A 13,329-nucleotide genomic window follows, 5' to 3' on the forward strand; every position below is an offset into this window, starting at 1 on the left:
CTAATCTATTTTTACATAATATGGCATCCAGCACTTCGTTCGACGAATTATTAAATACAAAACAAAAAAAGCTTGCCTTTTTTCAGAATCTAGTGTTAGTGGCTGTGGCCGACCGGCATTTAGATAAGCAGGAAAGTGATTTTCTGGTAACTATTGGCCGAAGATTAAACTTATCGGAAGAAGATACCCGACCGATTGCCGATAACCTGTCTTTACTCAGTTTTATTATTCCGGAAGATGGTTTACAGAGAACCATGGAACTACAAACTTTGGTAATGATGGTGGTACAAGATGGCAAAATTGAAGACAGAGAATACAACTTGTGCCTCGACTATGCCCGCCGCATTGGTTACAGCAAGGAAATACTTGATGATTTTATTAAGCAATTGAATAATCAATAATTTCTGTTTTAATACTCAGGTTATCAAAGAACAAAATTTTAAGATAGCCACCACGATAAATAAAAAAGCACCGTTATTAGCGGTGCTTTCTTGTTTTAAGCTGTTCCTACTTGTGTTTTTGAGGTTCTGTTATACCTCTGGGTCATTATATTACTTACCTGAAATTTGCTTGAAAAAGTAAGGTCGTGCAAAACACGACCTTACGATAAACACCAACCAACTAATAAAGTATACTTACTAAAACTCTTTAGAAATTTACCGCCTAAAACCGGCAAGCAAATTTGTTATTCTTTAATAAACAGCTCAATAAGAGCTAATCTTTCGTTTTTTATTGGCCAAGGCTAACGTTTTAGCCAAGGTTATTACTTTTACTTCTTTTTCCGGATGCGGAGCCAACGAGCTATCACTAACTAAATTGGGTACTGTTTTATTCAGCTTTTGTAAAAGAGGCTGGTTTTGAACCTCCGGATTAAAACTGTTTTCTAATCCGTTCGCATTTAGTAAAAGCATAAACGCCAGTAATAAAAAGCGAACTTTTGAGAATGGCATGCTCATTTTTATTCATTGGGTCCAAAAGAAATTCATGCACATCCAATCACTGTAACTCCTGTGGCATACTCCGGAAAGTATTACCTAACAGGCGGTTGCTTCGCAGGCATGCAAATACTGCAAGCCAAACGGTGTAATTTGGGCATAAACTTTTGCGTCTATCCCTTTTATAACTACCAACTTTTTATTTAGTAAATAATAAACTAAGTCTCCTAATTGTTGCCAATCTCTTGCTTGTAAAACAGGAATGGTTTCCAAATCGAAATACTCGTTTTTTGAAATTTTCAAAAATGCTAATACCTTTAAGCTTAAACCTATCATTTCGGCCGAAACAGTTACCTGCGGACGAGTAGCAGTCAATTCGCTGTTTTTCCGGATAGGTAAAGAAGTTGCCCGAGTGTTACCATTATTAGGTTTTACCTCAGTCGGCAAATTTGGAGTAGATAAACCTAGCGACTTCACAAACTGAGAAATATCTACCATCTCGGTATGATTTCCTTTATGTTTGTGGTAAAGGCCAACTAAAGATTTTTCTATTACTTCCAACATTATCTTAGAATGTTCCGGTATTATTTATTTTGACGTTATAAACTTACTACGACAATGGCTCGAAAAAAAGGAAAATAGAGGTTAAAAGGTAACATGGTATTTTAGGTACTAAAAATTTTAAAAACCATATTAATAATATAGAAAGCAGGTTTTGTTACTTAAAAAGTAAATCAAAAATCCTATTTAGTAACAAAATTTAGTTATTTTATGTCTGAAAAGTTTAAAGCATCCGTAAAGAAGTTAAGAAATCCTTTATTTTCGGGCAAAAAAAAGCCCTCAACTTGGAGGGTATCTACATTTTCCCGGTGATTACACAAGCCCAGAAGGCTTGTGCAAATCGGTGGGGTTTCTTAACAAAAACAAACAATCTTTATGTTTAACCCGGTTAGCTGCAAACATTCCGGGTAATCAAATCACGTAATTTATTCCGAGCGCAAGGCTTTTACCGGGTTTAACCAAGCCGCTTTTGCGGCCTGAAAACTAACCGTAAGCATTGCAATTACTAAAGCTGCCACTCCGGCAACTACAAATACCCACCATTGTATCGGTAATTGGTAGGCAAAATCCTGAAGCCAATAATGCATACCGTACCAGGCAACCGGGCAAGCCAATATAATGGCGATTAAAACGAGTAAAGCAAAATCTTTGGATAACAGAATAATAATATCGGTAACGGAACTGCCTAAAACCTTGCGAATACCAATTTCTTTGGTGCGTTGCTCGGCGGTGAAGGACGTCAGGCCAAATAAACCCAGGCAGGCAATTAAAATGGTTAATCCAGCGAAATAGCCAAAAACGGTCAGCATTTTTTCTTCGGAACGGTATTGCTTGGCAAAGTTGTCGTCCAGAAAGTAATACTCCATGGGGTGCTTAGGGTCAAAGGTCTTCCAAATGGCTTCTACATTCCGGATAGTTCGCGGCAAATGCTCTGGTTTTAAGCGAACTAATAAATAGGCCGGTGGAGTAGGGGCTAAAGCTATAATCAAAGGTTCAATTTTATGATGCAAAGAGGTGTAATGAAAATCTTTCACTATGCCTACTACCATGCTAGAGTCATAATCGCCCATCACCAGCTTTTTGCCAAGCGGGTTTTTCCAACCTAACTCTCGGGCGGCTGCTTCGTTAATTAAATAAGCTGCTTTTTGATCGGAAGAATGATTTTTTGAAAAATTACGCCCTTTTACCAGCTTAATCCCCATTAAATCTAAAAAGTCATAATCCACGAACATAGCGGCCATGGTTTTTTCCACTATCCGGTCCTTTTCTTTGGTTTGCACCAACACCCGCGAAGTGCGCTCGCCCGGAATTTGGATGCTCGTAGATACTTTCTCGACCTGAGGCTGTTTTAATAATTTTGCTTTTACTTCGGGTAAGCGATTGGTTAATGTTGAATCGCCGAGTGGCACTTCAATTACCAGTAGTTGTTCTTTGTGAAAACCTAGTCCAGAATTTTTTAGAAATTGCATTTGCCGGTACACAATGAGCGTGCCGCTGATTAAAATCAAAGAAATAGTAAACTGCACCACTACCAATCCTTTGCGGAAAAAAGAGTTGCTGCGCGGATTTTTATCCGATTTTAAAACTTCGGCCGGTTTAAATTTAGATAAAAAGAAAGCGGGGTAGCTACCGGCAATTATTCCAACAAATAACACAATTAAAGCCAGCGTGCCAATAAAAGAAGCATCGGTAAAAGATGCGTGAGTAAAATTTTTACCGGTTAAGGCATTAAAGTAAGGCAGCATTATTTCTACCGAAGCTACTGCCAGTAGTATGGCCATTAAGGTAATTAAAATTGATTCCCCCACAAACTGCCATACCAATTGCGATCGATGGGCACCTACTACTTTGCGTAATCCTACCTCCCGGGCCCGCTTCGACGAACGGGCCGTAGCCAGGTTCATGTAGTTAATACAGGCAATTAGTAAAATAAAAACGGCTACTAACCCAAAAATGTACACGTACGATTTATTACCGGCCGGCGAAATATCATAGGTGCGATCGGAGGTTAAATGAATTACTGAAATAGGTTGAAGAGAAAACTTTAACCGGGCACTCACATTATATTTTTCGGACCAGGGCGCTACTTCCTGATTATACAAACGATCGAGTTTTTGCTGAAAAGAACTTGCCTGATCCGGTTCAGAAAGCAGAATATAAGTAAACCAATTCATGGCAAACCAACTGTAATTAGCCGAATCTGCCGCGTGGTATTTTAAAGTGCGCTCCGATAAAAATAAATTAGCTTTAATATGCGAATGTTGGTCGTCTTTAAAAACGCCGGTAACTACGTAAGCATTATTACTAAATTGTAGAACCTGGCCTACCGCATCTTCTATAGCACCAAAGTATTTTTCGGCTAGCCTATCGGAAACCACCACTGTTTGCGCGTTTTGCAGCGCTGTTTGCGGATTACCGACCAAAAATTCGTAAGAAAATATGTCAAAGAACGTACTGTCGGCAAAAAAAAGGTCTTCTTCGTTGTAGGCCTTATCTTCAAGCCAAACGGTTTGTTTACCAATGGGTAATAACCGGGCTACTTTTTGTATTTCGGGGTAATCTTTTTGCATGGCTGCCGCCAAAGGTGCCGGCGAACGGGCAAATTTATCTTGCTGGCCTTGCAAGTTAATATCCGTTACTACCCGGAAAATGCGATCGTATTTATCAAAATGTTGCTCGTAGGTAAGCTCATCTTTCACATAGAAAAAAATGAGAATACAAGCCGAAATGCCCGTAGCTAAACCCGCTATGTTTATGGCCGAATAAGCTTTATTGCGTAATAAATTACGCCAGGCTATCTTAAAGTAGTTCTTTAGCATAGGCAGGTTTTTGGGTATTCTCTGTTCTTACTTTACCATCGAACAACCGAATAATCCGGCGGCTATATTCGGCATCGGTAGGCGAGTGGGTTACCATAATAATGGTAGTTCCAGCTTCATTTAACTCAGCGAGCAAGTTCATTACTTCCTGGCTCGTAGCCGAATCTAAATTACCCGTAGGTTCATCGGCTAAAATAAGCGGCGGCGAACAAATAATAGCCCGGGCAATAGCTACCCGCTGTTGCTGACCGCCAGATAATTGCTGCGGAAAATGATGGTGCCGATGCGCTATCTGGAGTTTTTCCATGGTGGTTGTTACCCGGTTTCTAATTTCTGCTGAGGAAAGCTTCTGGTAAATAAGCGGTAGTTCAATATTTTCGAACACCGTTAATTCCTCAATTAAGTTAAAGCTTTGGAATACAAAACCAATATTCGTTTTTCGTAAATCGGCCCGTTGTTTTTCGCTGTAATTGGCTACATTCTGCCCCTGAAAATAAAGCTCGCCGTACGTGGGATTATCTAACAAGCCTAAAATATTCAGGAGGGTAGATTTTCCGCACCCCGAAGGTCCCATTATAGCTACAAATTCTCCATCCTTAATTTCCAGGTTAACCCGGTGCAAAGCTGTTGTTTCAACTTCATCGGTGGTGTATTTCTTCTGCAGATTAACAGTTTTAATCATGTACTCAATCTAAGGTATTTGCCATTGCTAAAAAGTAATTAATTCGCTAGCACAATTTATTAAAAACATTAGCAATCCGTTTCACTAAGGCTTATTCTTTCCTTATTTTAATAATTTACTTGTTTTTATCTTGGTTGCAGGCAACCCAATAAGAATGCCATGTTTAGTAAATAGCTGATAGATAAGTATTTGCTATGATTAGGAGAGTAGTACAAGAAGTTTAGTGTACGAAACCGAACATATATTGCCTGAAATCGAACACTTACATTATTATTTTACTAAATTTGGCTGGAAAGAGAATGGTAATAACTTGATAACTAGTAATATGGTTATTAGGTACCAAGCATGGCATTTTAGTTGTGCATTCGCCTGCTCCGGGCTAAAAGCCGGGTTTAATTAAAAGTACTGACCTTACCCATTTTTAAATGGCAAAACAAAATTAATTTTGCCGGATAAAGAACCTGTAAGTTCTAAGGTTTTCTTCATTAAAAGTAAATCAGGAACTTCAATAGTATAATTCAAATAATTTAATTCATTTCCAGACGCGCCTGCATATGGCTAAAACCGACGCGAAAATTTTAATTGTAGATGATCAAGAAGATATCCTAACGGCGGGCCGGATTTTTTTAAAACAGCATTTTACGTACGTCCGCACGGAGTCTAATCCTAATCGTATTCCGTACCTGATGCAAAACGAGCATTTCGACGTGATCATGCTCGATATGAATTACTCCATTGGCGCAACTTCCAGTAGAGAGGGGTTTGATTGGCTGAAGGAAATTTTAGAGCGCGACCCCAATGCCGTGGTTATTTTAATTACCGCTTACGGCGACGTAGAAATTGCGGTAAAAGCCTTAAAAGAAGGTGCTACCGATTTTGTTTTAAAACCCTGGCAAAACGAAAAGCTTCTGGCTACTTTGCTCTCGGCTACGCAATTGAGTAAATCAAAAATCCAGGTGCGGCATTTAATGGCGCGTCAGCAGCACATTACGCAAACCATTGAAAAAAACTACGGCGAATTTATAGGGATGTCGCCGGCTATGCAAAAGGTTTACCAGACCATTGAAAAAGTTGGGCCTACCGATGCTAACGTTTTAATTTTAGGGGAAAATGGAACGGGTAAAGAATTAGCCGCCCGCGCTTTACACCGTAAATCGCCGCGTAGTGCCGAGGCGTTTATTAACGTTGATTTAGGTGCAGTAAGCGAAACTTTGTTTGAAAGTGAATTATTCGGGCATGCCAAAGGCGCTTTTACCGATGCCAAAGAAGAGCGGGCCGGGCGCTTTGAAACCGCCTCCGGAGGAACGCTTTTTCTCGACGAAATTGGTAACCTTACTTTACCGTTACAGGCAAAATTATTAACCGCGCTGCAAAGCCGCCAGATAATCCGGCTAGGTACCAATAAATCCATTCCGATTAATATCCGGTTGGTAAGCGCTACTAACATGCCGCTGCACGAAATGGTAGGACAAGGACGGTTTCGGCAAGATTTGCTTTACCGGATAAACACCGTAGAAATTCAATTGCCGCCTTTGCGCGAACGGAAAGAAGATATAAAATTACTAGCCGAACATTTCCTTAATATTTACCGCCGTAAATACCAGAAACCTACTCTGGAACTAGAACCGGAAACATTAAAGAAATTAGCCGAATACCACTGGCCGGGTAACATCCGCGAACTCGACCACGCCATTGAACGCGCTGTAATTATGAGCGACGAAAGAACTTTACGGATTTCTGATTTTGGCTTTGCCGCTAATTCTTCTAAAAACGAAGCTAGCTTAGATGCTGATTTAACTTTGGATGCGCTCGAAAAATTAATGGTGCAAAAAATGCTGGCTAAATACGCCGGCAACATCACGCACGCTGCCCGCGAGCTAGGCATTACCCGTACCGCCCTTTACCGCCGAATCGAGAAGCATGGTTTATAATAATTTCCGCGTCCGCCTGCTGCTCAAAATACTAAAACTGGTTTTTACCATTAGCCTTTTGGCTTTTGTTTTAATCTACCCGCACTGGTATGTTTCCGGGTTTTGCCTTTTGCTGCTTATTACGGCTCAGGTTTATTTTTTACTCGAATACGTAGAGCAAACCAATCGCGAACTCACTCGTTTTTTCTCGGCCATCCGGTATTCTGATTTTACCCAGCGTTTTGCCCCGGAAGGTAAAAACAGCACCTTTCAATCGTTGTACCACGAGTTTAACGAAGTAATTATGGCTTTTCAGCGGATTAAAGCGGAGAAAGAAGCCAACCATTTGTATCTGCAAACTATTGTAGAGCACATGAACATTGGAATATTAGTTTTTGATGCCGAGGGCGAAGTAAAATTACTAAATAAGGCAGCCAAAGAATTACTTTGGTTACCGTATTTAAAAAACATTCAGGCTTTGGAACGTACCAGCCTGGAGTTATTGGCTACTCTTTATAGCTTGGAAACCGGCGATAGTAAATTAGTAACTCTTAACCGCGAAGAAGGGTCGGTGTTGCTGGCTTTACGGGCTACCCAATTGCAATTACAAGGCGAACAGTTAAAAATAATTTCATTGCAAAACATTCGCTCCGAAATGGAAGAACAAGAGCTGGAAGCCTGGCAAAAGCTTATCCGGGTGTTATCGCACGAGATTATGAATTCAATTACGCCGGTCGTTTCTTTGGCCTCGAGCATCCACGATTTAGTAGCTCAGGACTTAATTACGCAAACGGCCGGGGGGCACATTACCGTAGACGAAGAGGTAATGACTGATGTGCAAACGGGTTTGCTTACCATTGAAAAACGAAGCGAAGGCTTGCTGCATTTTGTGCACGATTACCGCAAGCTAGCCCGGGTACCAAAACCAAATCTGAAGCCAGTAAAATTAAAAAACTTATTTGAGCAACTGGATGCCTTGCTACGCACCGAAATGGGGTACCATAAAGTAAAATTTGCTTTGTATATTCCTAAAGAAGAAATGGAGATTTCTGCTGATGCCGAATTAATTAGCCAGGTACTCATAAACCTGATAAAAAATGCGATGGAGGCCTGTGCTGGTTGCGAGAACCCGAAAGTAGAAGTTTATGCCTATTACGATCCCCTGGAAAATAACCGGGTGCGGATTGATGTAAAAGATAACGGACCCGGCATTCCGGAAGAAATTATTGATAAAATATTTATTCCCTTTTACACCACTAAAAAAGAAGGCTCGGGTATTGGTTTGAGCTTATCGCGCCAAATTATACGTTTGCACCGGGGCACTTTGCGGGTAAGCAGCCAACCAGACAAACAAACGGTTTTCTCGTTATTATTCTGATTGGTTTGGGTTAACAACAACCTTCAACCAATTGGTAATATACTTTTTAAAGCGCATTATTTTGTTACAAATACTATTTGCCTTTTTCTAGAATCAGGCAGAAAAGTAGTTGTCCATAATTTCATTAAGCATTTCTATCGTTAAAGGCTTGCTCCGGAATTCAGCTACTTCGGCAATTCCATTCGCCTTTTTTTCATCGTCGTAATTTACAGATGCCGACAAAATGATAATAATGGGCGGATTACTTCCAGACTCTATCTTTTTGTACTCATCAATAAAATCCCAGCCCGTCAGGCCGGGTAAGTTCAAATCCAAAAAAATAAGTTCGGGTTTTTCCTGTTCTGCTCTGCCCGGACTTTTTAAAAGGTTTAATGCTTCTTGAACTGTTTCGGCTATCTGTATATTTCGGGTTAACTGGGTTCTGTCCAGCGTACGTTTATGTAAAAAATTAGTAGTCGCATCATCGTCAATTAACAAAACGTTTAACTTTCTACTCATGGTTATTGTATTTAGTAAATAGGTAACTTAAAACGAAAAATACTGCCCCCTTCCGGGTTAGGTTCCACCCAAATTTTACCTCTGTGTAATTCTACAATTTTCCGGCAATGAGCAAGACCAATACCGGTACCTTCGTAAGCCGTTCGGGGGTGTAATCGATGAAATATAACAAAAATTTTCTCCCGGAATCGGGCATCAATGCCAATACCGTTATCAGCAACCGAAAATACCCAATAATTGTTATCTTGTTCGGCAGTTATTCTAATCTGCGGAGAAATATTTTTCTGCCGAAATTTTATTGCATTACTAATGAGGTTCTGAAACAATAATTTAAGTTCTAATCCATAGGCCTGCAGTTCAGGAAGTGAACTACTTGTAATAGTAGCCTGATTTTCCTGAATGTACGTGCTTAAATCAGTTAAACATTCTTGTAGAATAGTATTACAATCAACTTTCTCCAATAATTTATTTTTACCCAGGTGAGAGTACTCCAGCAGACCGGTAATTAATGCGCGCATCCTTACGGCAGACTGCGATAAAAAGCCGAGGTAAATGGAGGTCATTTCGTCCATTTCACCTTTATTTTGTTGTTCCAAATTAGCAACTACGGTGGTAATGGTACGCAAAGGTTCTTGGAGGTCGTGGGAAGTGATAAAGGCAAATTGTTCTAATTCATGGTTCTTGTGCTTTAAGGTTTCAACCAGGTGCTCCAATTTAATGCTTTCTTCCTTTAATTGCATCTGCAGGTACGCTTCCTGGGTTATCGTTTTCTGTAAACCTTTAACCAGCATGTCTAACAGCGCCACACAAACTACATTTAAACAAATAAGATTGGAAGAAACTGCTATCCAGGATTCTGTATTATATAGCTGCGTTAAAGTAGAGTTTAGCAGCTTAAAATGAATAATAAGGGCAAAAATAACGCAGATAATTAGATTAAGGAGAATACTTTTGTAGGCGACGGACACCGGAAAAATAAGGGCCGTAAAAATAGTAATGGTTAACAAATACAATAATCCCGGCCCGAAAGAACCTAAAAATAGAAGCAATATCACAGCTAGCATATAAAGCATCGCCATGGCTAAAATCTTCCGGATAGCTAAACTTAGATTCGGGTGAAAGGCAATCAGAACAAAAGAAAGAACGGTTACAATATCAACAAAAGCTAAAAATATTAAACCTTCTTTTAAAGACACCCATACACCCGGAATTAAGGCTACCAAACTTACAGGTAAAAAATAGACAAAAGCATTCGTAAACACTTTATCGCGCCAATAAGCCAAATCTTCTATCTCTGGCTTATTCTTGCCTAGTAAATTTTCTTCCGTAAATTGTCTGTACTGCAGCCAATAACTCATTTAAATCTTATTTATATAGGTGCAAGTCTTTAAAACTGCCCTAAATTAATATTAAAAGGCTGTAGAAAAGGTTATATATAAGTTAATTAATTTTTTCAGAATTGACAGGTTTTATAGGGAAAGTTTAAGTTTGATATATCTATTTAAAAGCAAATTTTTGGTGAGGATTTAAGTGTTTTGCGTAAACTAGGCAGATTGAATGCTTTTATTTTAATGTTGTTGTGTAGTGAAAAAGTAGTAAACCAATAGCCAGAATTGTTAAAATAAAGCAAATGTATAAACTTAAAATAGTCCTACAATTGCAGCTTTTAGTAATTCTGAAAAAGGCTAAGAGGTAAATCTTATAATGTAAATTTTAACATTTACTTTTAATATTTATAAGTTAAAAATCACCAAGTTATTCCTTGGTCTTATTAAAAACTAGTGTCCGGAATCAGGCAGTTGTTGTTCGATATTGAATATTCTTTTTCATTTCTTTTTAGGTTAAATGGCACTTATGGCAAATAAGGCAGCATTTTTAATTGTGGTACCTTTATTGAAATTTAGTTGAGTGCCATAAACATAAACAACCAATATTGATGGAATCTCCTTCAGGCCTAACCGAAATCAGAATATATAATGAAAGCAAGTTTTGGTTTCCTGGCCGTTGGGTGGGCGGAATCAGTTTAATCATTAGTCCTCTGTTATTGCTTACGGGAGTATTGCTCCGGCTTCCGTATCATTTCTTTTTTCCGCAGCAACTTGCCGCGTACCAAGAGTACCCTACATTAATTTTTGCGGCGTATAGTTTTTTTCTGGCGGGTAATATCTTACTGAGCTTAGCCGTATTCACCCTGATTCAGTTAATTGGCCTTCGAAAACCTAATTGGGCAATTAGCGGGGGCATTATGGTTTCGCTGGGGCTTTTTGCGCGAACCTTTCACGCAGGCATTGATCATTTAGCTTTTCAATTAGTTCCCATCAATAATTTAGAACTAGCTACCAAGACCGTTGCCAGTTCTTACGGCGCATACCATATTGTTTCCGCGCTTTCTCCTTTTATTCTTTTCGGTTGGGTAGTGCTGGCAATTGGTGCGTATATTTCTGGAGTTTTACGAATTGTTCCCTCCCTTGCTCTTGGGTTAATGGCTTTATTAATGATTGGGGTTTTAAAAGGTAGTTCGGCAACTTCTGTTGTAGCAACCACGGGACTTTGCGTAGCCTTTATTCCCTTAGGTCTTAAAGTTATTTCTAATGGTCCTCAACCCAAGTTAGTTACGGTTGTTAAATGGACGGTTTTTCTGATTGTATTATTAATTATACTTTACTTTTTAGGACAAGCGGGATAATTGCCAAGATTTTATCTTCTTAAAATCTATTCCGGCTTTTTAGCTTGCGGGCTTCCGGCGGGAACTAGTAAATTGGTGTCAGAGAGCCAATCGGCGAGCCGTTGGGGCCAAGTAGCTACCGAATTTAATTTAGAGCGTTGGCCCATATTAAAACCATGACTGCCTTGGGCTAAAATGTGAGCCTCCACTGGTACTTTTGCCGCCCGGTACTTCTGTAAAATTTCGATGGTAGAACCAGAGCAGCAAGGATCGTTATTAGCAGTTAATAAAAAGGCGGGCGGGGCATCGCTGGCGATAGTAGCGGGGATAAAACCCGGCCCCGGATAAATTAATACTAAAAAATTTGGTTTGCTGTTCAGGCGGTCAATCGGGTCTGTGGCTTTCGCGTCGCCGGTACCGGGGCCATAAGCTACCATGTTGGCTACTTCGCCGCCGGCCGAAAACCCCATCATTCCTACCCGATTGGGGTCAATACCCCATTCTTTAGCGTGACTCCGAACCAGCCGTAAGGCGCGTTCGGCATCTTGCCGGGGATGTTTGTCGACGCTATAAGGTGAATTTTCTTCGCGGCCTAAACGATATTTTAACACAATGGCGGCTACTCCCAAATTATTCAGAAAAGTAGCTGGTTCTACTCCCTCGGCGTTGTATACCAATTCGCGATGTCCTCCGCCCGGGCAAATCACTACGGCAGCTCCGGTTGCTTTTTCTTTGGGCGGTAAAAAAACAGTAACAGAAGGATTATGTATATTTTTTACCCACCAATCTTTGGCTTGCTCCGGCTCATTCCGGCGACTTTCGAAACCAGGTGCTCCTTTAGGCCACAACGGAATTGTAGTGCCTTTTTCCTGCGCCTGGCCGGGAATTATAAAGGAAATTGAAAGAAAGAGGCTTACCAAAATTGGAACCAAAATGAATCGCACGGGCATATTACTAAATTTAACTTCGGAATGAAGATAACAGAATTAGAAGAATTAGCATAGCAAAAAAGAATAGGATAAGAAAAGATCTTACAGCTTTACTTTAAGGAGTTAATCAAAATAGTAAGAAGTAGTTCTATAGCGGACTTTGATGTTGTTCTTTGGAGCCGGTTCCCGTCTCTAGGCGGCGGTGCTAACTTGTTTGATATTTCAAGTTTTGCCTCATAGCCAGCGGGCCTCGTTTGGCTCTCTCGCCCTCGCTAGCCTTCCTTTCCTCGTCTCCGTCTGCGGAATGCCTCCGGCACAGGAATCCTAGCAGGTGCTCCACAGCCAAACTGGTGTCTTTGCGCTTAGCTTAGGTTTTTACTTTTTTAGAAATATAAGATGGTATTAAGCCAATTTATTAGAATCTGCTAAGAGGGAAAGCAGAACCCGGATGTTTAATTATTGTCATTTGTAGCCGCCCATTAAAACTATTACTCTTCTCCTTAAATAAACAAGTTAATTATACAAGATGTGGAAGAAAAGCAGTAGCTAAGTACGAAGATACCAGTTTGGCTGTTGAGGGCCTTTTAGCGTTCTGGTGCTGCAAAGCAGCATGGCGCAGTGCAACGAGCCAAAGTTCGCTAAACTGCCCGAAAGAGCCAAACGAGGCCCGCCGGCCACGAGGCAAACTTAGGCTTGTCAAACAAGTAAGCACCACAAAATGGAGACTTGGAAAGGATCCAAAGAAAACGCTTACCAGCAAGCAAACTCTATAGTAGCTTTCTGATAAAATTTAATATTAATTGAAAGTTAGCGGGCATTTACCTGCTTTGCTAAAATCCATGTTTTCCAGGTAGTAAGATCTGACTTGATTAACTTAATTGCCTGGATTTACTTTTTACTTCAGGGCAAGTAATCAGAAAATATAATAAGATATTGTTTATAAGGCTCCAGC

12 protein-coding genes are annotated in these 13,329 nt (G+C 40.1%); 4 read left to right on the forward strand and 8 right to left on the reverse strand.

The genetic code is table 11. From position 1 onward, the window contains the following. Positions 1-20 precede the first annotated feature (20 nt). Entirely contained in the window at positions 21-401 is a 381-nt protein-coding gene (locus HUW48_RS06960; protein ID WP_182414992.1) for a hypothetical protein, read from the forward strand. A gap of 303 nt (positions 402-704) precedes the next feature. Here the strand turns inward: HUW48_RS06960 and HUW48_RS06965 are convergent, their stop codons facing one another. The 4 genes from HUW48_RS06965 to HUW48_RS06980 form a co-directional block, all read right to left on the reverse strand. Beyond that, positions 705-950: a hypothetical protein gene (locus HUW48_RS06965; protein ID WP_182414993.1), complete on the reverse strand. Its 246-nt coding sequence runs from the start codon at positions 948-950 to the stop codon at positions 705-707. Between the two features lie 84 nt (positions 951-1,034). Further along, entirely contained in the window at positions 1,035-1,499 is a 465-nt protein-coding gene (locus tag HUW48_RS06970; RefSeq protein WP_182414994.1) for a hypothetical protein, read from the reverse strand. Positions 1,500-1,921: 422 nt separating this feature from the next. Further along, positions 1,922-4,315, reverse strand: a complete 2,394-nt coding sequence (locus HUW48_RS06975; RefSeq protein ID WP_182414995.1) for an ABC transporter permease — start codon at positions 4,313-4,315, stop codon at positions 1,922-1,924. Further along, the gene (locus HUW48_RS06980; RefSeq protein WP_182414996.1) at positions 4,296-4,997 is read right to left on the reverse strand and encodes an ABC transporter ATP-binding protein; all 702 of its coding nucleotides are present in this window, start codon (positions 4,995-4,997) and stop codon (positions 4,296-4,298) included. The genes HUW48_RS06975 and HUW48_RS06980 overlap by 20 nt, the downstream gene beginning before the upstream one ends. Before the next feature lie 554 nt (positions 4,998-5,551). Here HUW48_RS06980 and HUW48_RS06985 point away from each other — a divergent pair. Both HUW48_RS06985 and HUW48_RS06990 read left to right on the forward strand, forming a co-directional pair. Beyond that, positions 5,552-6,928, forward strand: coding sequence for a sigma-54-dependent transcriptional regulator (locus HUW48_RS06985; protein ID WP_182414997.1), 1,377 nt, complete (start codon positions 5,552-5,554; stop codon positions 6,926-6,928). Beyond that, entirely contained in the window at positions 6,918-8,285 is a 1,368-nt protein-coding gene (locus tag HUW48_RS06990) for a sensor histidine kinase (RefSeq protein ID WP_246343757.1), read from the forward strand. The genes HUW48_RS06985 and HUW48_RS06990 overlap by 11 nt, the downstream gene beginning before the upstream one ends. 93 nt (positions 8,286-8,378) lie before the next feature. Here HUW48_RS06990 and HUW48_RS06995 read toward each other — a convergent pair whose 3' ends face one another. Further along, the gene (locus HUW48_RS06995) at positions 8,379-8,783 is read right to left on the reverse strand and encodes a response regulator (RefSeq protein WP_182414998.1); all 405 of its coding nucleotides are present in this window, start codon (positions 8,781-8,783) and stop codon (positions 8,379-8,381) included. A gap of 11 nt (positions 8,784-8,794) precedes the next feature. Next, the gene (locus HUW48_RS07000; protein ID WP_182414999.1) at positions 8,795-10,141 is read right to left on the reverse strand and encodes a sensor histidine kinase; all 1,347 of its coding nucleotides are present in this window, start codon (positions 10,139-10,141) and stop codon (positions 8,795-8,797) included. 578 nt (positions 10,142-10,719) lie between these two features. Between HUW48_RS07000 and HUW48_RS07005 the strand changes: the two genes are divergently transcribed. Beyond that, positions 10,720-11,469, forward strand: a complete 750-nt coding sequence (locus HUW48_RS07005; protein ID WP_220463997.1) for a hypothetical protein — start codon at positions 10,720-10,722, stop codon at positions 11,467-11,469. A 26-nt stretch (positions 11,470-11,495) separates the two neighbouring features. On the opposite strand, the gene HUW48_RS07010 is transcribed toward HUW48_RS07005, so the two are convergent. Continuing rightward, positions 11,496-12,398, reverse strand: coding sequence for an alpha/beta hydrolase (locus HUW48_RS07010; RefSeq protein ID WP_182415000.1), 903 nt, complete (start codon positions 12,396-12,398; stop codon positions 11,496-11,498). Between the two features lie 525 nt (positions 12,399-12,923). Further along, on the reverse strand, positions 12,924-13,055 hold the full coding sequence (locus HUW48_RS27220) for a hypothetical protein (protein ID WP_262891496.1): 132 nt from the start codon (positions 13,053-13,055) through the stop codon (positions 12,924-12,926). Between the last annotated feature and the right edge of the window lie 274 nt (positions 13,056-13,329).

The organism is Adhaeribacter radiodurans, from assembly GCF_014075995.1.
Taxonomy (GTDB): domain Bacteria; phylum Bacteroidota; class Bacteroidia; order Cytophagales; family Hymenobacteraceae; genus Adhaeribacter; species Adhaeribacter radiodurans.